The 20,663-nt window shown below is 54.8% G+C and carries 15 protein-coding genes and 1 pseudogene; 8 read left to right on the top strand and 8 right to left on the bottom strand.

Going from position 1 to position 20,663, the window contains the following annotated elements; genetic code table 11:
* Positions 1 to 161: 161 nt before the first annotated feature.
* From GTU67_RS14560 to GTU67_RS14535, 6 genes are read left to right on the top strand one after another with little or no spacing between them, the layout of a single operon-like run.
* A complete protein-coding gene (locus tag GTU67_RS14560) occupies positions 162 to 1,730 on the top strand; it encodes a copper resistance system multicopper oxidase (RefSeq protein ID WP_430459020.1) in 1,569 nt (522 codons plus the stop codon).
* 32 nt (positions 1,731 to 1,762) lie between these two features.
* The gene (locus GTU67_RS14555; RefSeq protein ID WP_123659843.1) at positions 1,763 to 2,686 is read left to right on the top strand and encodes a copper resistance protein B; all 924 of its coding nucleotides are present in this window, start codon (positions 1,763 to 1,765) and stop codon (positions 2,684 to 2,686) included.
* A 32-nt stretch (positions 2,687 to 2,718) separates the two neighbouring features.
* Positions 2,719 to 3,222, top strand: coding sequence for a cupredoxin domain-containing protein (locus GTU67_RS14550; RefSeq protein WP_123659844.1), 504 nt, complete (start codon positions 2,719 to 2,721; stop codon positions 3,220 to 3,222).
* 16 nt (positions 3,223 to 3,238) lie between these two features.
* Positions 3,239 to 3,715 carry a c-type cytochrome gene (locus GTU67_RS14545; RefSeq protein ID WP_123659845.1) on the top strand — a complete coding sequence of 159 codons (477 nt, stop codon included), beginning with the start codon at positions 3,239 to 3,241 and terminating at the stop codon, positions 3,713 to 3,715.
* Between the two features lie 18 nt (positions 3,716 to 3,733).
* A complete protein-coding gene (locus tag GTU67_RS14540; RefSeq protein WP_346727031.1) occupies positions 3,734 to 4,165 on the top strand; it encodes a DUF411 domain-containing protein in 432 nt (143 codons plus the stop codon).
* 39 nt (positions 4,166 to 4,204) lie between these two features.
* Positions 4,205 to 5,158 carry a glycosyltransferase family 2 protein gene (locus GTU67_RS14535; protein ID WP_221893400.1) on the top strand — a complete coding sequence of 318 codons (954 nt, stop codon included), beginning with the start codon at positions 4,205 to 4,207 and terminating at the stop codon, positions 5,156 to 5,158.
* Positions 5,159 to 5,226: 68 nt separating this feature from the next.
* On the opposite strand, the gene GTU67_RS14530 is transcribed toward GTU67_RS14535, so the two are convergent.
* Positions 5,227 to 7,446, bottom strand: coding sequence for a copper-transporting P-type ATPase (locus tag GTU67_RS14530; protein ID WP_185780736.1), 2,220 nt, complete (start codon positions 7,444 to 7,446; stop codon positions 5,227 to 5,229).
* A 323-nt stretch (positions 7,447 to 7,769) separates the two neighbouring features.
* Between GTU67_RS14530 and GTU67_RS14525 the strand changes: the two genes are divergently transcribed.
* Both GTU67_RS14525 and GTU67_RS14520 read left to right on the top strand, forming a co-directional pair.
* Positions 7,770 to 8,144, top strand: coding sequence for a hypothetical protein (locus GTU67_RS14525; RefSeq protein WP_185780735.1), 375 nt, complete (start codon positions 7,770 to 7,772; stop codon positions 8,142 to 8,144).
* A gap of 233 nt (positions 8,145 to 8,377) precedes the next feature.
* Positions 8,378 to 9,522 (top strand): annotated as a pseudogene (locus GTU67_RS14520) (transposase).
* 76 nt (positions 9,523 to 9,598) lie between these two features.
* Here the strand turns inward: GTU67_RS14520 and GTU67_RS14515 are convergent.
* From GTU67_RS14515 to GTU67_RS14485, 7 genes are all read right to left on the bottom strand, one after another.
* Positions 9,599 to 10,810, bottom strand: coding sequence for a type II restriction endonuclease (locus tag GTU67_RS14515; RefSeq protein ID WP_123659850.1), 1,212 nt, complete (start codon positions 10,808 to 10,810; stop codon positions 9,599 to 9,601).
* Positions 10,811 to 10,922: 112 nt separating this feature from the next.
* Entirely contained in the window at positions 10,923 to 11,381 is a 459-nt protein-coding gene (locus GTU67_RS14510; protein WP_123659851.1) for a very short patch repair endonuclease, read from the bottom strand.
* Between the two features lies 1 nt (position 11,382).
* The gene (gene dcm / locus GTU67_RS14505; protein WP_185780734.1) at positions 11,383 to 12,630 is read right to left on the bottom strand and encodes a DNA (cytosine-5-)-methyltransferase; all 1,248 of its coding nucleotides are present in this window, start codon (positions 12,628 to 12,630) and stop codon (positions 11,383 to 11,385) included.
* Between the two features lie 248 nt (positions 12,631 to 12,878).
* Entirely contained in the window at positions 12,879 to 14,963 is a 2,085-nt protein-coding gene (locus GTU67_RS14500; RefSeq protein ID WP_185780733.1) for an AIPR family protein, read from the bottom strand.
* On the bottom strand, positions 14,960 to 15,934 hold the full coding sequence (locus tag GTU67_RS14495; RefSeq protein WP_185780732.1) for a PD-(D/E)XK motif protein: 975 nt from the start codon (positions 15,932 to 15,934) through the stop codon (positions 14,960 to 14,962). Before GTU67_RS14495 ends, GTU67_RS14500 begins: the two co-directional genes overlap by 4 nt.
* Complete coding sequence (locus GTU67_RS14490) at positions 15,921 to 18,659, bottom strand: Z1 domain-containing protein (RefSeq protein WP_185780731.1); 2,739 nt, start codon at positions 18,657 to 18,659, stop codon at positions 15,921 to 15,923. The genes GTU67_RS14495 and GTU67_RS14490 overlap by 14 nt, the downstream gene beginning before the upstream one ends.
* Positions 18,656 to 20,149, bottom strand: coding sequence for an ATP-binding protein (locus tag GTU67_RS14485; protein WP_185780730.1), 1,494 nt, complete (start codon positions 20,147 to 20,149; stop codon positions 18,656 to 18,658). Before GTU67_RS14485 ends, GTU67_RS14490 begins: the two co-directional genes overlap by 4 nt.
* Positions 20,150 to 20,663: the final 514 nt, after the last annotated feature.

Raw genomic sequence — 20,663 nt, 5'->3', positions numbered from 1 at the left:
AGGTACGAGAGAAGCAGAGAATTCGCTCATTAAAATAAATGTCCATTTACCAAAATTAATGGACACTTATTCTGATGAGACTCCAACGAGAGCGCTAGACGGTACTGGGCGTACGCTTACCGACATTGCGCTGGCGCGAGGGCGACACGGTAACGATACGGGTGAAGAACACCCTGAAGGAAGATACCTCCATCCACTGGCACGGCATCATTCTGCCGTATCAGATGGACGGTGTGCCGGGCATCAGTTTTCCGGGCATTCCCCCCGGCGAAACCTTTGTGTACCAGTTCAAGCTGGAGCAAAGCGGCACGTACTGGTACCACTCGCATTCGGGCATGCAGGAAGCGCAGGGCATGTACGGGGCGATCATCGTCGAGCCGCGCGATGCCGACCCCATTCGTGTGGACCGCGACCACATCATCCAGCTTTCCGACTGGACAGACGAGCATCCGATGCGGGTGTTGTCCAAGCTTAAGGCTCAGGGCGACTACTACAACTACAACAAGCCGACGGCCGTAGATTTCTTCCGCGACGTGTCGCAGATGGGCATGAGTGCGGCCTTGGAAAAGCGCCAGATGTGGAACGAGATGCGCATGAGCCCGACGGATCTGGCCGATCTGTCCGCCGATGTGCTGACTTATTTAATGAATGGAACGACGCCGGCCGGTAACTGGACGGGCTTGTTCCGCCCGGGCGAACGTGTCCGCCTGCGGTTCGTGAACGGCGCGGCTAACACCTTCTACGACGTGCGCATTCCTGGCCTGAAGATGACGGTGGTGCAGGCCGACGGCCAGAATGTGGAGCCGGTGACGGTTGATGAATTCCGCTTTGGACCCGGGCAAACCTACGACGTGGTGGTGCAGCCCAAGGACGATGCCTACACCGTGTTCGCGCAGTCGATGGACCGCACGGGCTACGCACGTGGCACCCTGGCAGTGCGCGAGGGCCTGACGGCACCGGTGCCCGCCCTGGATCCGGTGCAATGGCTGACCATGACCGACATGATGGGTGACATGGGGGGCATGGACCATGGTGCGATGGGGCATGGGGCGATGAACCACGGCGCTGCCGGTTCGGCCGCCATGAATCACGGCGGGATGAACCACGGTGGTATGAATCACGGCGGCATGAATCATGGCGGCATGAATCATGGTGGTATGAATCATGCGGCCATGGGGCACGGCTCGGCGGCCTCCGCCGGGGCGAGCAAAACCGTGCGTCATGCGCGAACCGAGTATGGCCCCAGCGTGGACATGCGCGTGGATACCCCGCGCACAAACCTGGATGACCCCGGCATTGGCCTGCGCGACAACGGCCGCCGGGTGCTGACTCTGGCCGATCTGCACACCGTGGGTGGCGCGATGGACCCGCGCGGGGCCGAGCGCGAGATCGAGCTGCACCTGACAGGCCACATGGAACGCTACAGCTGGTCGTTTGACGGCGTGGAGTTCGGGCAATCGACGCCGGTGCATTTGCGCTACGGCGAGCGTGTTCGGGTGATTCTGCACAACGACACCATGATGACGCACCCCATGCACCTGCACGGCGTCTGGAGCGAACTGGAAACCCCCGATGGCGCCTTCCAGGCGCGATTGCACACGATTCCGGTACAGCCGGCCCAGCGCATCAGTTTTCTGGTCACAGCCGACGCCCTGGGGCGCTGGGCCTGGCACTGCCACCTGATGTTTCACATGGATATGGGCATGTTCCGTGAAGTGGTGATTGCATGAGAACAATTGAATTTTCAAAGGATTTCAGAATCATGACTACTCAAGTAAAACTCACGGCGCTTGCTCTTTTCGTCGCGGGGATGCTGCCGTTGGGCCTACAGGCCCAGTCTCACGATGCGCATGCTGGCCATGGCGCTCAACCAGCCAGAGAGTCGGCCACACCCTCGCCCGCAGCTCAGGTGCCGATGGATCACGGTGATATGCAGATGCAGGGCGGCTCCGCTCCTGCCGATGCACGCGATCCTGATGCCTATTCCGGAGGCTTCACGCGCAACGAAGGGCAGTTCGCGCTTGACCCGCGCTATCGCTTGCGCATGTCCGACGAACATATGTTTGCCAGTTTCCGCATGGACAAGCTGGAATACGTACGGGCCAAGGGTGAGGAATGGGGTGCCTATGAAGGCCAGGCCTGGTTTGGCAGCACGTTCAACCGGCTGGTGCTCAAGGGGGAAGGGGAGTTCGCCGATGGCAAGATGCAAGAGTCACGCACGGAAGTTCTATGGGGGCATGCAGTCAGCCCGTTTTGGGATACGCAGTTAGGTGCACGCTTCGATTACGGTCGCGGGGAACCCTCGCGTCAATGGCTGGCGTTTGGGGTGCAAGGGCTGGCCCCCTACTGGTTCGAACTTGACGCTACGGCGTATGTGGGCTCGAGCGGCCGTACGGCCTTGCGGTTCAGCGCCGAATACGACTTGCTGTTGACCCAGAAGCTGTATTTGCAGCCGGCCATGGAGGTGAATTTCTACGGCAAGGACGACCCCGAGCGTGACATTGGCAAGGGTTTGTCGGATGGCAAGGTTGGCCTGCGGCTGAAGTACGAGGTCAACCGTCAGTTGGTGCCTTACGTTGGCGTGGAGTGGTCAAGCAAGTTCGGCAAGACGGCTGACATCGCGCGCGAAGCTGGTTCTGCGAGGCAAGAGACCCGTTTCGTGGCGGGTGTGAGTTTCTGGTTCTAAGTTCAATTACTAAAACTTAAAGGGTAAGTAGCATGAAGAAATTTGTACCTATTTTGATGTTGGCTTGTGCTCCTGCGCTGACTTTTGCAGCCGGCGAGCACTCTGGTGGTCATAGCATGGGCGGGCATTCCATGGGTGGACACAGTATGGGTGGGCACAGTATGTCCAGTGTGGGCAAACCGGGTGATCCGGCCAAGGTGGGCCGAACTATCGAGGTGGTGATGGATGACACGATGCGGTTCACCCCCGCTCAGATCGACGTCAAAGCGGGTGAAACCATTCGATTTTTTGTCAAAAACTCAGGAAAAATCCCTCACGAAATGGTGATTGGATCACTTGCGGATTTGAAGGCTCACGCCGAGGAAATGAGAAAAATGCCTGGAATGCAGCACGTCGAGCCCAACATGATTACGCTTAATGCCGGCCAGCGTGGCGGACTGGTGTGGACGTTCGACCAAGCGGGTACGGTGGATTTTGCGTGCCTGATTCCCGGCCACATGGAGGCGGGCATGGCGGGCAAGGTCAGAGTCAACTGATACCGGAAAAGCTGATATGTCGAGTATCCGATGGGTTGCGGTGGTGGGTGCGCTAGTGCTGGCCGCTCTGGCTGCCTCTATATATCTGACATCGTTGGAGAAAAACGCTGGCTTCATTGATCCATCGGCTGATGACGGGCGTATCACTCTGGGCAAGACGGTGTACGCAGCAAACTGTGCTGCTTGTCACGGCGCTAGTTTGGAAGGACAGGCAAACTGGCGCGAGCGACTTGCAAGTGGCCGTTTGCCTGCACCACCTCACGACAAGACAGGCCATACCTGGCACCACCCCGACAGGTTGTTGATAGACATGGTCAAGAACGGCCTGGTACCCGGTCGCACGGCGCCACCGGGCTACGAAAGCGACATGCCTGCCTACGCCGGGATACTGACTGACGAGGAAATTGTCGCAGTGATTGCCTACATAAAAAGCACCTGGCCACCCAAGGTGTTGCAGGCCCAAAAAGAAGTGACGATGCGTAATAACGAGTGATATTGATGGGGTAGTGGAATGAAGGCTATGAAAAGTATTTTGATGCTGTTAGCCGGCGCGATGGCTGCCGGCTCTGTCGCGGCTGCTCAGGCAGCAACGCACCTTACTGTGTATCAGGATCCCAACTGTGGGTGTTGTACGGGCTGGGCGAAATACATGGAGTCAGCAGGCTTTACTTTCACGTCAATCAAGACGTCGGATGTGGCTCAGCATAAGACTAGGTTGGGTGTGCCCCCCCAATTAAGCTCGTGCCATACAGCGATTGTCTCCGCGTCTGGCCAGATTGTTGAGGGGCATGTGCCGGCTAACGTTGTACACAAACTTTTGGCACAGTCGGCAACTAAGGGCGTCGCTGCGCCGGGGATGCCCGCCAACGCACCGGGTATGGGTGATCTCGATGGGAACCTTGTCACGGTCGACTTTCAAGGCAGGCCATTCTCTCGTGATTAGAGCCGTCCAAGCCGCATATTTCTTGTTTGGAGAGCATTCTTGAATGATCTCGTGAGCGTCATTGTCCCTGTCTACAACGAAGCTGAAGTGCTTGAGGCATTTCACTTGCGGCTTCGTGAAGCCCTGGATTTGATAGCAGGCATAGATAGCGAAATTGTGTACATTGATGACGGCAGTACAGACGCGTCGCGTGCGGTACTGCATGTCATACAGTCAAAAGATCCTTGTGTGGTGATCGCGCAGCTGAGTCGAAATTTTGGCAAAGAAAGTGCGCTTAGTGCAGGTTTTGATGTTGCCACTGGGGATGTGCTGATTGTGATTGATGCCGATCTGCAGGACCCACCAGAGCTGATTGACAACATGATTCAGGAATGGCGCAAAGGCTCTGATGTAGTCAACATGAGGCGAAAGAGTCGTGAAGGAGAGTCGGCCTTTAAAAAACTGACGGCACATCTTTTCTATCGGGTTATTAATCGGTTAAGCGATGTTCCAATTCTTCAGGACGTTGGGGATTTCCGTTTGTTGAGTCGTCGGGCAGCAGACGCATTGCGGTCAATGCCGGAGCGTTGTCGGTTCATGAAGGGGTTATATGCATGGATAGGTTTCCGGCAAATTACTCTAGATTATCACCGGGAGGCCAGGTATGCAGGTGCTACAAAATGGAAATATTGGGGCTTGTGGAATTATGCGCTGGACGGTATTACATCCTTCTCTACGGGGCCGTTGAAGGTGGCAATGTACGTAGGCTTGATCAGTGCCGCCACAGCATTCTTTAGCGGCATTTATTTTCTTGTGAAAGCTATTTTATTCGGCGACCCTGTTCCAGGATTTCCTACGTTGATCGCAGCCATCCTCTTTCTTGGAGGCTTGCAGTTGGTCGCTGTCGGCATAGTTGGTGAGTATGTTGGCCGGCTATATCATGAGGTCAAGGCCCGTCCTAAATACGTTCTGGATAAGGTCAGTTCTTCGGGCAGATGCAGGACAGGAGCGTGACCATAAATACATATGACATCATATTTTGCCGACATCCATTTTTTAACGTCCCATAAAGTATTGTCAATTCAAACCTGCTTGCGTAAGCGCAGAGCATTGAAGACCACCGAGGCCGAGCTTAGGCTCATAGCCAGCGCGGCGATCATTGGTGACAGCAACAATCCGCTCACCGGGTAAAGTAGCCCAGCCGCGACAGGCACCCCCAGACCGTTGTAAATGAAGGCAAAGCCAAGATTTTGCTTCATGTTGATAATGGTCTTGGTAGACAGCCTGCGGGCGATAGCTATGCCTCGAAGGTCGCCCTTTACCAACGTTACCTGGGCAGAGCTCATGGCAACGTCAGTACCCGTACCCATGGCTATACCCACATCGGCCTTGGCCAAGGCAGGCGCATCATTAATACCGTCACCCGCCATTGCGACAATATGCCCCTGGCTTTGGAGCTTTGCCACGAGATCGAGCTTGTCCTGTGGCGTGACCTCGCCATGAACCTCGCTGATATCCAGTTGTTTTGCCACAGATTTTGCGGTGGCCAAGCCATCGCCGGTTGCCATGATGATTTCGATACCCATGTCTTGAAGGCTTTTTACGGCCTCAGGTGTGCTCGTTTTCACGGGATCTGTAACGCTCAGAATTCCGGCAAGGCGCTCACCGACGGCCAGGTACATGACACTGGCTCCACTGGCCCGGGCGTCGTTGGCTTGTGCATCAAGGACAGTGGTGCCAACACCCCGGGCTTGCATCAGTGCTGTGTTCCCCAGTGTCAGGCGCTTGCCCTCGACGATGCCACTTACGCCGATACCGCTATCAGAACTGAAGTCGGTCACTTCGGCCAATGTTATGCCAGCTTCGTGTGCGGCAGCGACGATGGCCGCGGCAAGCGGGTGTTCGCTGCCTTGATCCAGGCTGGCCGCCAGCCGCAAGACCTCGCGAGAATCGTAATCCTGTACGCCAATGGCTCGATCGAAAGTTGGTCTGCCCTCAGTCAAGGTTCCTGTTTTATCAACAATCAGTGTGGTTACCTTGCGCATGTGCTCAATGGCGGCAGCATCGCGAAAAAGCACCCCTTGGGTTGCCCCACGGCCAGTGGCCACCATGATGGACATGGGGGTTGCCAGCCCGAGCGCGCAGGGGCAGGCAATAATCAACACTGCCACGGCATTAACCAAGCCGTACACCCAGCCGGGATCCGGGCCCCAGAGGCCCCAAACGAAAAAGGTAACGATAGAGACAAGGATCACAGCGACGACAAAATACCCGGCCACGACATCAGCCATGCGCTGCATGGGAGCGCGCGAGCGTTGAGCTTGCGCTACTAACTGCACAATCTGTGATAGAACGGTGGCGGCGCCGACTTTTTCCGCCTGAATCACCAAGGCTCCGGAGGTGTTCATTGTTGCGCCAATGACGTGGTCACCCACTTTTTTTCTGACTGGCAAGGGTTCGCCGGTGAGCATTGATTCGTCGATCAGGCTCGTTCCCTCGAGAACCACCCCGTCCACGGGGACTTTCTCGCCTGGGCGAACACGTAGACTGTCTCCCTCGTGTACGTGGCTAAGTGGAATATCTGATTCGGTACCGTCTTTGTCGATGCGTCGGGCAGTCTTTGGGGCCAGTCCAAGCAGGGCCTTGATGGCCGCCGACGTTTGTGAGCGGGCCCGCAGTTCAAGCATCTGGCCGAAGAGCGTAAGTGAAATGATGACAACGGCAGCCTCAAAATAGACTGCTACCCTTCCCATGCTCAGAAAGGCATCTGGAAAGGTTTGGGGTGCGATGGTTGCGGCAACGCTGTATACATAGGCTGCCGCTGTGCCCAGGCCAATCAGTGTCCACATGTTTGGGCTGCGGTTGCGGAACGACTGCCAGCACCGGATGAAAAATGGTAGGCCAGCCCATAGAACAACAGGAGTGGATAGAACGAGTTCCACCCAGGACTGTGCTTGCATCGATAACCAGTTCAGTTGATGGCCGAACATGGCGAGAACGGTAACAATTACTGTAAGAGGCAGTGTTCTCCAGAAACGACGTGAAAAGTCGTCCAGCTCCGGATTGTCCTCTTCCAGTGTCGGCATCACTGGTTCAAGGCTCATGCCGCAAATCGGGCAGTTTCCAGGCGTTGCTTGTCGAATTTGCGGGTGCATTGGGCAGGTGTAAAGAGTGCCGCTTTCTGCTGGTGGCTGCGAAGCATGACGGGGGCTCTGGGCATCATCATTACCCGTACCGACAAGTTCGCGAGGCTGGTGGTTACCTGCGTGATGATGCGCCGAATGGTGTTGATGGTTTGCCATGTCCAAATTATTTCGAGTGAGTAAGCGGATGAACGGGAGCTTTGTGGTGAAGATTTCTTTCTTGCCCCGGCCGCCGTGCTGGTTAAAGACAACAGTTTGATCATGACACAAGCTAAGTTGTTTTTTCTGACAATTCAATTTCATTATCATTACATTTGCGTAATATATGATGAATGTCTCTGTCGCTCCGGCCTATTCTGGACTAGGCTAAGGTGTGCTGCCAAACAGCATCGTTGGTCAAGCAAGAAATAGGGCGGGCGTTCGGTCGCCTAAAGCGTCCATCCTCGTTGCCCGACACTTTTCATGATTTTTCGGAGAGTCTTATGAAGAACAAACACGTATTAGCAGCTTCTTTGCTGGCATCCTTGATGACCCTGGCCGGCGCGAGTTTAGCGGCCCAGCCTGGCACACCGATGGACAACAGGCAAGTGCAGGGTGGTCCCCCTTCCAGTATGCCAGGGGCGGTGGGTGGGCAAATGCCAGGCATGATGGGCGGCTCTATGGCGGATCAAATGCCCGGCATGATGATGGGTGGCCGGCAAGGGATGAGCGGCATGATGGCAGGATGCCCAATGATGGGCGGAATGACGGGTGTGTTGACCCCACAGCAGCAAATGCAGATGCATGCCGAGATGATGCAGGCTATGGGACAAATTATGGAAAAGTACGCTGGGGAGGCGGGAAAAAAGCCTAATTGATTTAGTTGATTTTTAGATAAAATTTTTACGAAAATTTTTTCGTAATGGCAACTGAAAAATATTTAGTCGGCCTTGAATAATCCCCGCAACCCGCATAAACACTGATGATTGGGGCAATTTCCGATACCCGGAACTCCCGGTTTGTTGTCCAATGGAGGTTGCTTTCTGGGAGTTTTACCGTCATGTTTGCCTGCCCCGCCACCGATGACTTTTTCCGTGCCCGTATCGACCAGATGATCGACCTGCGCCATCCGCTGGCAGTGCTGGCCTCGCGCATGCCGTGGCAGGAGATTGAGGCGGCGGTGGCGCACCGGCTCGTGCGCAAGGCGCACGACGGCGTGGCGATGCCGGACCTGGATTTGTTTGGCGAGAAGGTGCAGCGCCAGGTGTCGCGCAGCAATGCCGGGCGCCCACGCGTGCCGCTGCGGATCATGATTTCGCTGCTGTATCTGAAGCATGCCTTCAACGAGTCGGACGAGGGTGTGGTTGAGCGCTGGGGCGAGACGCCAACATGGCAGTTCTTCGCAGGTCAGGCGTACTTTGAACACCGCCCGCCGTGTGACGCCACCACGCTGGTGAAGTTTCGCAAACTGCTGGGCGAGGACGGTGTAGAAGAGTTGCTGGCGCAGACCATCAATGTGGCCGTCAAACTCGAACTCATCAAGCCGCAGGAGCTCAATCGGGTCATCGTGGACAGCACAGTGCAGGAGAAGGCCATCGCCCACCCGACGGCCAGCCCAAGCTGTACGCCTGGCACGCCCCGGAGGTCAGCTGTATCAGCAAGGGCAAGGCGCGCCGGCCTTACGAGTTTGGCGTGAAGGTGGGCATTGCCAGCACCTTCAAAGGCAACCTGATTGTGGGGGCTCGGGCGTTTCATCGTAATCCGTATGATGGCCACACGCTGAGTTCCCAACTGGAGCAGGCCAGTATTCTCATGCAGGACTGTGCCGCAGTGCCGGAAACGGTCTTTGTTGATCTGGGCTACCGGGGCGTCGATGCCGACAATCCCGGCGTACGCGTGGTGCACCGGGGCAAGCCGAAACGGTTGACGGCACAGGAAAGACGGCAGCTCAAGCGACGCCAGGCCATCGAGCCGATCATCGGACACCTGAAGGCAGATCACCGGATGGACCGCTGTCACTTGAAGGGCGAATACGGCGACCGGCTGCACGCGGTGCTGTGCGCGGCGGGCTACAACATCAAGTGGCTGCTGCGCATGATCGCCAAGAAGGGCGTGCCCTTCCTGAGGGCGCTTTTTTTGCGCCTCGTGAAAGGCACGATGCCACGCTGGTTCTGGCTAGCCTTCGCCGCGAGTCGGCCTGTCGAGCGCTTGAATGACAGTCTCGGCGTTCGAAAGAAGTGGCTATTGGCGGCGTGAAAAGGGGCGCTGAGCGCTCAAATGAATATTTCAGGGACGACGAGTTAGGGGCTCCCTTCGAGATAGCCTTGCAGTGCTATTGTCTTTCTCTGACCAGTTGAATGAAGTCATGAAGACTGAGAAGCCATGGCCGCTGGTGCGTTGTGTACGAGGTATGCACTGCCTCCGGAAGCACGAGCGTCAGCCTCTTGTCGCGCATCTCGCTTGTCTGCGCGACTGAAATGCTGGGCTCAAGCGTCAACAGGTGCTTGTCCTCTATGCGGTCGGCTTCGGCGAGTACCTGACGCCATCGGTCTTTGCAAGTGGATTTCACCCCGAGCATCGTCAAGCGTCTGGTGTCGAAGTGCGGATTCAGGTACTGCTCGATTCCGGGAAAGACAAAATCGGGTTTCGACTTGTTTTCGGTGATTTTTGTGCGGTCATGGCGGATGTCATGACGGATGAAAACTTCTTCCAGGTGGTTCTCAAGTGCGTGCCCGACCCGGCTCTTGCGTCTGTTCTGTACTGACAGTGAAAAGGCGAGGAATCCGTCGACGTCGTTTTCAAAACCCTCGGTCAGGCGATCCGCAACGATGTGCCGCTCAAGTGTGCGAAAAAGTTGCTCTTCACGGACCATCCACGCCATCAGAACGCCATCAGGGTCGTCGCGTGGATCCAGCTGCGAAACAGTGCTGCGTGCGAACGTCGAGAATACTCGCGTTGTCGGAAACTTGCCGCCAAACTGTTCAAGCATTATGTCAAGGAAGTCATCGGTCTCCTCGTCCTGAACGACTCCGATTTGTTCAAGAATGAGCCTGGATGCGAACTCAAGCTTGATATGGTCTGATTCTGTTTCTGCCTTTATCGAAAACCCGGGACGTTCAGTATCGGCAAATCCGAACAACCATTTGATCTGGTTTGCTACCGTCGAGCCGGCCTCCGCCACTACCACCAGTACCGAACCGTCCTGCTTCAGGCCAATCACCATCAGGTCGCCAGGGCTGGCCCTTGTGGACACCTCTGTGGTTGGAAAGTAGAGCCGGTGCTCGGAACGGGTTGGATGCGCTGCGCGCGCGTCGTACCAGGTAAGCAACCCCTCTGAAATGACGGGCGCGTCGGTATCTTCATCCGTCAGATAGATGAACCTGGAGTAATACTTTCGCTTCTCGGAAGCCGTACCGAACAGTTTCTTCAGGGCTTCCACACCGTTGAGTTCGTGCTGGTTCGAGCTCACCAGGTCAGCTTCGACAGCGCTGAGGGTTTTTATTGCGACACCCGAGAAAAACTCTGATAAATAGCCTTTTTTCATGAGCCTTAAAAGTTTGTACGAGTCAGTTACTTTCTTGCCATCGTACACGACGACAAGGCATCAGGCTATGCGCGGCATGAAAGCATGCGTTTCCTTGAAGGCTGCCCGCCTGTCAAGGCTGACACCCACGGATTTCCAGTTCGGGGACGTCGCTACGTATCCATTTCGTAATCGCATCGGTCAAGGTGAGAAGCTCCCACTTACCTCGCCCTTTGAGAGCGCATTCCCACACGATGGCTACGCGCCATTCAGACTTCAGCAGGATGGAAATCGCCCGCTCGTCGTTATGCCTGTTGCGGTCAATCTTGGTTTTCCAGAAGTCGGTACGGGTTGATGGCAACCTGAAAAGGTTGCAGGTGTGACCATGCCAGAAACAGCCGTGAACGAAGACGGCAGCCCGGTAGCGCGGAAGAACGATATCAGGTTTGCCTGCCAGCTTCTTTTCGTGGAGTCTGTACCGGAACCCTTGTCTGAAGAGTTCTTTTCTGATGATGATCTCGGGACGCGTGTCTTTCCCCCGGATTCCCGCCATCATCTTGCTGCGGGTTCCGGGGGTAACGACATCTGTCATATCAGGTGAACAGCCGTTTCTGTGGAACCCCGGTTTGCTTCTCGATCAGGACCTGAATGTGCGGCTTCATGATCCGGGCGACCTCGGCGATAACCGGAACTGCAACTGCATTTCCGAACTGCCGGTATGCCTGGGTATCGGAAACGGGGATCTTCCAGCCTTCGGGAAAGCCCATCAGCCGGGCGCATTCGCGCGGGGTAAGACGTCGGGGGTTCTTGCCGGGGCCTTGATCCACGAGAATTTCCGAACCGTCCTTGTAGTATCGGGCCGACAGGGTGCGAGATGTCATTTCCCTGTTGACCAGCCCGAAGCCGAAACCGTTGCCAGCCGCCTTGTGCTTCTGCGCGTAATTTTGCAGATAGGCCCAAAGTTTGTCTGAAAGGGTGTACTTCGGAAGCACCTTGCCATCCGGTGTTGTGTACAGCCCATCGTCTGTCTCTGATCCATCCTCCGGGTGGAGAACAGTGTCCAGCTTTGGGCCCTGCCCGGGCAAGAGCAGGTCATCGAACGAGAATCCGGTGTTCTCCCGAAAGCCAACAATGATGATGCGCTCACGGTGCTGCGGCACAAAGTGCTTCGCATCGATGACTTTCGCTTCTACGGTGTAGCCAAGCTCGTCACGAAGGGTTTCCATGATGATGCGGAATGTATTGCCCTTGTCGTGGGAGACAAGGTTCTTCACGTTCTCCAGCAGGAACGCCTTCGGGCGCTTTGCGGCAATAATTCGTGCGACATCAAAAAACAGCGTGCCCTGGGTTGTACATTCAAAGCCATGGGGACGGCCAAGTGCGTTCTTCTTGGACACTCCGGCGATGGAGAAGGGCTGGCAGGGGAAGCCGGCCAGAAGCACGTCATGGTCTGGCACATCGTGCTCGTTGATTTCGGTAATATCCCCGTTTACCGTGTGATCGTCCCCGAAATTTGCCGAATAGGTCTTCTGCGACCATGTATTCCATTCGGATGTAAATACACATTTTCCGCCGTGCTGCTGAAAGCCCAGCCTGATGCCACCGATGCCTGCGAAAAGATCGATAAATGTAAAGTCGTGGCCATCCGGGGAGATCGCAGGAGCGTCTTTGACGACGATCTTCTCAAGCGCAAGACCAGCTATTGTCGAGGGGGGAACCTTGCCGGATTTCCAGCGTGAAACCGTCTTTGCATCGACGCCGAGCAATGCTGCTACTTCTTTCTGGGTGTTGTGCTTCAACGCTTCTTGAAGCAGGGCGAGTGCTTCGGTGGGGTCACCCATGATGTTCTCCGGTTCGCTGGGAATAATGGCGGACATTTTGCCATTTTTTATGCCTAGCGGCAAACTCTACCGATCCCTTCATTGTGGTACAAGCTGACACTGAGGTGGGCATTTTGACCATTGTTGCATATAACTGTATTTTTATACAGTTATATATCGGTCATCTCAACATGCACAGTCCCCGTCCTCGTGATGGCTAGAATGGCGAATGGCTGTCTTGTCGTCTCGTGCTTTATGGGGCCGGTTCGTCAGCGATCCGTGTGCCCGGTCGTCAAAATGCCTTCTTCCTTTAGCCGGTCAAGAACTGTGAGTGCATAGCTCGACTGACGTTCGGTGGGAATTTTTTGGGGTATCGATGCGCATATCTTCAGTATCTGCTCGTCCTTCATTGTCAGACTGCCCGCAAGCTTTCCTCGTCTCACAACTCCAGACCAGAAATCAGCACCCAGCTCGACCGCAAGTGACTGAGCCTCTACGCCAGCGATTTCACGTAGTCTTTCCTTTGCGGCCTGCTCGTTTTCTTTAACCCTTCCTTTTGATGTCAGGCACTGCCCAAATCCTTTCCCATAGTCAATTTTTCGGTCCATCAGCTGGCTCCAGCAAGCCTGTTGTTTTGCCCATTCCGACAGGTTACGCATACCAGCAACGGGGTGGCTGATAACATTATGGGCCTCTTGTGCGGCCACAAGAAGGGCAGCGGTTAACTCATTGGAAACCATTTGCCGTTTCGTAATTGAATCGAGATCGATAGCTTTATCGTTCTGATTCCCGTCATGGAATATTTTTGCCATGGCGTAGGTCACGATATTCGCCCGGTATCCTCCTTGATACCACGGCTGTTTCGGTACTTCAGCTTCCAGCTTGCGAAAAATAATGGCTTTTGCAATTAGCCTTCGAAACCAGAGTTCGTCATACTTCGTCTCGCTCTTTGCCCATCTCTCGCCTATGTCTCTGGCGAAGTGGGCAAAGTTTTTCTGAGCGCCGCGCGAAACAATATGTGGCAGACCCGAGCTCGAATTCTCAAACTTGGCTAGATCCGTTTTGCTGAATAATTGCGCTTTCGGAAACTCAAGATCGAACTTCCTTTGGTTGCTGGCCGTTCTCATTCCTCGCTCATTAATGTACTGCCCTCGGGAACGCTCGTAGAACCACTTGCTGTCATGGCGTTCCCCTTCTCGCGCGGCGAATATCACGTTTCGTGAGAAGTGTTCAATACGGATGTGGAACGGATGATTCGAAAAGAAGTCTGCGGCGTTGACTTTGTTTTGGGTGTTTGCATATTCAGAAATCTTTGGCACGATCTCCTCTGAGCGATCCGGGGGAACGACCGTTAGTTTCATCTGAACGAAAACTTTTTCCAGTTGTTGCCGCGAAAATTTCAGGGCTGCATGGATGGAGCCAGTGGTTTGTGCGCCGTTGACAATCTGCAGGTTACCAATTGACGAGATTGCCAAGCCAGAGTCGGTATCGACACAATGCACCTCTTCGGCAGTAGCCGACAAGCCGTTGTTATATGGAAAGAAAAGTTCCGGCTCTTCCTTTATCGTTTTTTGTATGCCTTTGTTGGTCTTCGCTCTGGCTTGAAGAAAGGTTCGGACGTTGGCCTCAAGCAGGCGGGCACCCCAGCGATCATATATGGCGGCCAATTGCTCCCCCGGCAAGATCAGCAAATAGCTCTCCAGGGCTGCACCGGCCTGGGAGGCTTTCAGCGCTGGAAGTGGGCCTCCAAAGTCATTCGAGAAGTCAACGATCATGTCCTCACGGGCCAGACCGGAGCGATCAAACCGTTCAAATCTGGCCAGGTCCCAGACAGACCACGTGACTGGCACGCCATCAAGATTTTGCAGTTTCACCGCATCATCTCGTCCAACGTACAGACGGTTTGAAACGAGAATTAGTTTGACCTTTGTTATCTGCGGCCACGTAGTAATAACAAGATCGGAAACCTGAAAGGCGGGGCTTACCTCATTGAGGCTATCTCGAAATTTCTCCGTGCGAGCCCTCTGCAGAAAGCGGATAAGGGGATTCAGAATACGCGGAATATCGGATTTTCCAAATGTCTGGAGTTCGTCTGAGGTGGCGAAGTCGCAAACAATCAATGCCAGCACACCTTCGCTGTCTCGCGGGTCACCGGCATAGCCGTCGATCCTTACTTTTTCGGCACGTTCACCGCTCTCGTAGAACGCTCGATCTGCCGTTTCCAACTCTCCCGCTTCCGTCAGCCGCGCAGTAATCTGGTCAAAGAATGCCTCGACCATCATTACACCGCTTGTATCAGCCTCCCGGCGGATGTCCGCCATCAAGTTCCGCAGGTATTCATTGAGCTCATTCATGGTTGCTGTGCCTCCTGGAGGTTCAATCGTACTGAGTCCCAGTTCGTGCGGAATGGTGCGCAGGCTGAAAGGGCCAATGCGTAAGTTACCCCCGAGACTCCAAGCGGGGTGGGTGCGGTAATTCGCGGGAATCCTTCCGTCACTGAAAAAAACTCTGAAGGCGACGTGATCCAGCCTCGGTGTGAGTAGTCGTGCAGCACATCGTAGCCTGTGTCCGCTAGGCGCAAATCCCAATCCATTATGGCGGAAGGATCGCTTTGTTCGAGTAGCTGTGTAACCTCATTTACGTACTCCGACAGGGTTCGACCGTGGGGCGGCTGGGCCTTGTCTACCGCGATTACTGCAAGCCACAGACGGCGACCTGGTACATCTGTCAACTGGTGTTCATTGGCTATATTCACAAATGGTTGTGAAGCCCCACGCTTTGCCTTTACCTCGATGCAGTCAGTCACCAGTTCGAAATCCTTCGGTGCGCCGGAAGGTCCGGTCCATGCATCAAGAGCCGTCTTCACGCCAAGGCTCGCTATAAGCAGCTTGAGGACTTCAATTTCACCTATCAGGCCTTTCTGGGCATCTTCCGTCAGCGCCTCAACCCTGGCGCTACGAAGCAGGTAATGCCACCGGAAAGTGCGCCTGACGGCTCTTTCCAGAGCCTCAGCTTCCGTTTCTGCGAGTTCGCCAGCAGCAATGACATCACGGCAGAGAGTCTCGAACAGTTCGATTTGAGTGCTGTCTTTTAGTCGTATGAAGAGGATCGGCCCTCCCGGCAGCGTCTGAAACCGGATTTCCAGGTTTTTTAGCGTCGGCAAATCGGGCGCCGGCTCAGGGAGACTTGATAGTTGCAAGACAAGTGCAGCATCTGCGTGAGGCATCACAGCCCAAAACCAGTTCCACCGCGCGCAAGCATCTACTCGTCGCGTGTCGACTTTCCCGGCCTCAAGGCCGGACCAAGGGGTGTTATTCGATATCACCGGGAGCCTCCTCTTCGATTTCCTCCTCGCCGAACATCTCGCGCAGGCGAATCGTGTTGACCACGTATTCGACCGTACCCCCTTCAACCTCGGAAGACGGAAAGCAAATGCTCCAGACGAGCACCACGTCAGGCAGTTTTCGTTTCAGCAGTTCGTCCGAGACCGAGGGCGAGACAAATCTCAGGATGATGAGCGGGCGTCGTCCATGCACTTCGCAGAAAATGCGTGGAGGGAGGGTTTTCGGCACTTCCTTTCCTTGCCGAGAATACTCCTCGGTGAAGCTTCGGGTCGCTTGATCTATCTGCTCCGGTGTAAGGCCTACGCGTTCGTCACCGGGCGATCCAACCCTTCTGCTGGTGCCGCTAATCGTTAGCACTCCCTGACGTAGATCGGGCTCTCCAACCGCTCTGGTGAAAGGACTTATCCGAAGTCCGGCAAGTTCCTCCGGAGGGTTCATGGTTTTCTGAGCGCTGGCAAAAAGTAAGTCCCACTCGCGAAGTTCGCTTTCAGCGCGGGCGTCGATGTAGTCATTTATCAGTCGTGGGTCAGTGAGAGGATCGGACGCGTCACTACGGAATGCCCGCAGAAAATCACTTACGAGGGACACCGGCACAGACTGGAAAAGAGTACCTCGTGATGGATTGTTTGCGGCCAGTCCGAGATCTTTTACCTTCGCTGCCAATACCTTTCCTGCATCACGATTGCGCTCGAGCTGCACAGGGTCCATCCGAATACGCGTGGTCTCTATCAGTTTGCCTGCCAATCCGACCTTCATGGGTAATTCGCGGCCGGTACCCATCTTGTTTCGGGCAGTTACGATTAAAGATTCCGGGTGGCTGCGAACCGCGAGGCCGAACTGCTCTGGCGTAGCTTTCGCCAGTTCCATGCGCTTCAATTGCGTCTGCAGATCATCCATAGCTTCGTGGATATGGGCGTACCATCCGACGCCGTCGGCGGGCATCCACACTCGGCAAAGGTCTTCATACCCGGGTCTGTAGCCAAACCATCGACCCATCTGCATGAGCGTGTCGTACATGATCGAGTTTCGCAGGAAATAGCTGACAGTGAGTCCCTCTAGGGTTAATCCTCGTGACAGGGAGAAGCCTCCTATTGCGATCACCGTCACGCCATGTTCGCCTCCCTGGTCGTAGTCCAGAGGCTGGGAGCGCTTCGATGCGTTGACCTCAACAACTTTTATGCCCGCCAGCACCTCATGCAGTCGAGGTTGCACTTCGGGCCAGCTTCCGTTCTCCGCGTCAGGGTACTCTGCTTCCCAGACTTCATGAAGCGCCTCGATCTCAGGGTTTTGGCGGGCGGTTTGCCCCTTTGCCCCGTCTACTACAACTGCGTCCCTGATCCGCGTAACAAGGTCGGCCACTTTCGACCTCAGGCGCCCTTGCACGTCTGTAAAGCGGGAGGCGTTGATCAGCATTGAGGCATGCGAGGCCGTCTGGCCACGGGCATTCCGGATTGCCCGTGCAACGATGAAGGAACGGACAGCCCGGACAAGACTACCCGGCAGTACCCCAACAGGGTGGTTGATTTTGTGCCTCATTGGCAGGACGTCTTCGTTGTCATCGATCAGTCGAGTGTGCCGCTCGCGGTCGTCTAGGAAGACTTTCTGGGCGCCGAAGTAGTTTGTCGGGGAGTCCAGACCAATGATGAAGTGGCGCGGAAAGAGGTCCTGTTTTAATGTTTCGTCGTCAGTGTCCGGGTCAATGAAAATATTGGCAAAAGGCGTGGCGGTGTAGCCGACATAACAGCTGCGGTGGAAAAGTGAAAGCAGTTCGCGGATCTGGCCGTTAATGCGGGTAACCTCGTCTCGGGAATATGCCGTATTGATCGAAGCGTTATCGGCCTCGTCGTCGATCAGCAGCATTGGCTGGCTTACCATTTGTGTGCCCTGATGAACCGAATGCTCCTTCAGCCACTCCAGCAGGTTTTTCAGCGTGCTGGAATTCTTCTTGATTACGAGCACGACAGGTACGTTGTATTGTCCGATCTGCGAGGTATTTGTTGTAGCGGTGGCCTTGTTGAAATCGCGCAGGGTGTTGGTCAGAGAAACCGGAAATTCGCGCTGATCGAACTGGCCTACACCAATCAGCTTCTGCCGCTGAGCCTTGTTGGCATGGGCCAGCCGTCCAGTGTCACGACCTATGAATCCTTCGTCAATTCGTGCCTGGGTTTGGTTGCGCAAATTGTTGTGAATGCCGGCGATCACTACGATCAGGCGATAACCGGCGTCGGCAGCCTTGCATATCAGGCCGGTATAGTTTGCCGTCTTGCCGCTCTGGACATGGCCCACAACCATGCCCCGGCGGCTCCACGGAGTTATGTTCCTCGGGTCGCCCAGACGGTCCAGTATGCGATCGGTCACTTCGTCGGTCGCGTCGATTACGGATTTAGGCAGTCCCTTGAGGTTCAGAAGTTGCCGATAGCGACCCCAGTAAAAATCCCCAATGTCTTTGTTGATCCTGGCATCGTGTAGCCAGGGACGGAAGCCCTCCGCGTCCACCACGGCGCCAAGTCCCATACTGATACCGTATTTTTCCTCAATCAATCGGGCAAGCTCTTCCGCCTCGTCGTCGCTGACCTTGTCTTGGAACATCGGCGTAACCCGCAATTGTCCGATGATGGCCCGTATCGACTCGGCCGTATGAGCACCTTGTTGGGATGCCATATAGAGAGTTGTCATGCCTTCGAGGCTGCTCAGAGTCTGGGTCATTTTTTTTCCTTGCTTCCTATCGTTGCGGCGATGATGCGCTGTGTGCCATCCCAGGCTGAACGGAAGGGGTCAACATCTTTCATAAGCGCCATGATCTCATTTATGTCCTTATTGGCTCCTAACAAAACCGAAAGAGTGGCTTTTACTGCCTGGTCCAAAGTGTCCTCATCAACACTGTCAGGAACAATTTGCTCTGGTGTGCCCGCCATGTCGGCATGCAGGGCCTCTACGGGCAGCGAGGCGCCAACCAAGGCAATGCAATTGAGGAAGCCGCGTCGCAGGTCGGGTGGCAGGCTGTCAGCAAAGGCCGAGAAGGCCGGATGATCGATATTCGGCTTGTAGTGGATCTTGTCATCAGCCAGAATGCGGTTCCACATGGGGAGTCGTTTGTTGTCGACCATTTTCTGGCCACGTTTGAGGTAGGTTCGTTTTGAACCATTTTGAATACGCTCGATCACGTTTCTCAGGCGGTCGCGGACAACAGGTGGTAGCTGGGCAGATGACTTTTTTACGTCAATTTTCCAATCGGCGTCCATGCTGTTCGGAATGTCGATCCTCACGCGGGAAAGCTTGCTCAGCTCGGACTGTCGGCAGAGTCCGAACCATGTCCCGTGAAGGATAAGACGCTCACCCCTGTAGAGATAAAATCCCTGCGACTTTAAATGCCCTTCGGGGCCGGCGATGTCTTCCCAATCTGTTGTGCTCATCTGTCTGTGATGTGGAAGCGTGAAACTCTTTATCTTCACTTCACTTCCGTTCAGGCTCAGGACTTCTTCGGGATCAGAGATTGTCGCCGGGTTACTTGTTGCAAATGGGTCGAGTGGCAGAAGCTGACGTCCATTCAGTTCTATACTCAGTCGTTTTGGGGTCTCAATGAATCGATGAAAAACTAGACGCAGATGCCTCTCCGCCTCGGCGATTCTTCGGTTAATAATTTCCGCTCGTTTGACAGCGTTGTGTGACATTCCTCCGGTCAGCCGATCAAGCTTCTGCCACAAAACCAGTGTGCCTGTATTGCCAAGCTCATCGATTCCCGGACTGCCACTGATGTCATCAGGCAGTTGAACCATCCATTCATTGCGAATTGCAACGTCATCCAGGTCCCAGATTGCGGCAGAAGTTTTCCCGACCTTGCGGGATACAACGGTCAGCCGGCGGCATTGCGAGAAACTCGCACTTTTCAAGCCCAGTCCGAATCTTCCAAGATCTGGCGCGTCACGCGGAGAAAGTGGATTACGGCTCCCTGGCCGCATAGCTGCGACGAGCTCATCCTCTGTCATTCCCGAGCCGTCATCGACAACGGCGATAAAGGGCTCGTCAACAGATGTCTCTGTAATGATGCGAATCTGCCTTGCGCCGGCAGTTATGGAGTTGTCGATGATGTCTGATATGGCTGTTTCCAACGAGTAGCCAATGTCCCTAAGTCCTTCTATAAGTGCGGCAGCATGGGGAGTCGCGTCGGCGTGCCTAGAGGCCTTTTTTTGTTTCATGTATTGATGTTGGTTTCAACAGCTAAGAAGTTCAGCCGTTTGGTACTGGTTTTCCCTGGGTGGTAGCTAATTTCCTCAATTTGTTAGCACTTGTCGCTATGCGCGGAAACCGGATGCTTTTCAGATAGTGATTGTGGGAGATTTTTTTCAAATCGTCAAACTTTGATACATATGATCGGGAGTGACTCCTCGAGTCTGTGTTTGAGTTTGGCTGTGATCGACCTTCGTTCGAGATTCGTTTGTCCTGCTAACAGTTGGCTGATGCCTTGGGAATGACAAACAGCGAGCATTTCCGCAGCACCTGCTTGAAACCCGCATTTGATGTGGAGCTGGTGACAATGGCTATTCCGACAAACCCAGCAGTAGAAGTCACGGCCAGCGCCGGATTATTCTTGGCTTTTCATCATTAAAGGGGGACAGCGACATTCATTAGACTTGTTTTTGCGAAGAAACACGTTTAATGGAGGTAATGTCGATGTCTCCAATCGATTCTATCCTAGGGATTCCGGGTTTA

This window comes from Pusillimonas minor, from assembly GCF_014237865.1.
Lineage (GTDB): Bacteria > Pseudomonadota > Gammaproteobacteria > Burkholderiales > Burkholderiaceae_B > Neopusillimonas > Neopusillimonas minor.
This window is presented reverse-complemented; position numbering and strand designations above follow the sequence as displayed.

Bases quoted from the DNA above. Each gene is read 5' to 3' on its own strand.
- GTU67_RS14515 (WP_123659850.1), bottom strand. From the start codon at position 10,810: ATGAAAAAAGGCTATTTATCAGAGTTTTTCTCGGGTGTCGCAATAAAA.
- GTU67_RS14525 (WP_185780735.1), top strand. From the start codon at position 7,770: ATGAAGAACAAACACGTATTAGCAGCTTCTTTGCTGGCATCCTTGATG.
- GTU67_RS14500 (WP_185780733.1), bottom strand. From the start codon at position 14,963: ATGAATGAGCTCAATGAATACCTGCGGAACTTGATGGCGGACATCCGC.
- GTU67_RS14485 (WP_185780730.1), bottom strand. From the start codon at position 20,149: ATGAAACAAAAAAAGGCCTCTAGGCACGCCGACGCGACTCCCCATGCT.
- GTU67_RS14550 (WP_123659844.1), top strand. From the start codon at position 2,719: ATGAAGAAATTTGTACCTATTTTGATGTTGGCTTGTGCTCCTGCGCTG.
- GTU67_RS14510 (WP_123659851.1), bottom strand. From the start codon at position 11,381: ATGACAGATGTCGTTACCCCCGGAACCCGCAGCAAGATGATGGCGGGA.
- GTU67_RS14530 (WP_185780736.1), bottom strand. From the start codon at position 7,446: ATGGCAAACCATCAACACCATTCGGCGCATCATCACGCAGGTAACCAC.
- GTU67_RS14490 (WP_185780731.1), bottom strand. From the start codon at position 18,659: ATGACCCAGACTCTGAGCAGCCTCGAAGGCATGACAACTCTCTATATG.
- GTU67_RS14555 (WP_123659843.1), top strand. From the start codon at position 1,763: ATGACTACTCAAGTAAAACTCACGGCGCTTGCTCTTTTCGTCGCGGGG.
- GTU67_RS14545 (WP_123659845.1), top strand. From the start codon at position 3,239: ATGTCGAGTATCCGATGGGTTGCGGTGGTGGGTGCGCTAGTGCTGGCC.
- dcm (WP_185780734.1), bottom strand. From the start codon at position 12,630: ATGGGTGACCCCACCGAAGCACTCGCCCTGCTTCAAGAAGCGTTGAAG.
- GTU67_RS14540 (WP_346727031.1), top strand. From the start codon at position 3,734: ATGAAGGCTATGAAAAGTATTTTGATGCTGTTAGCCGGCGCGATGGCT.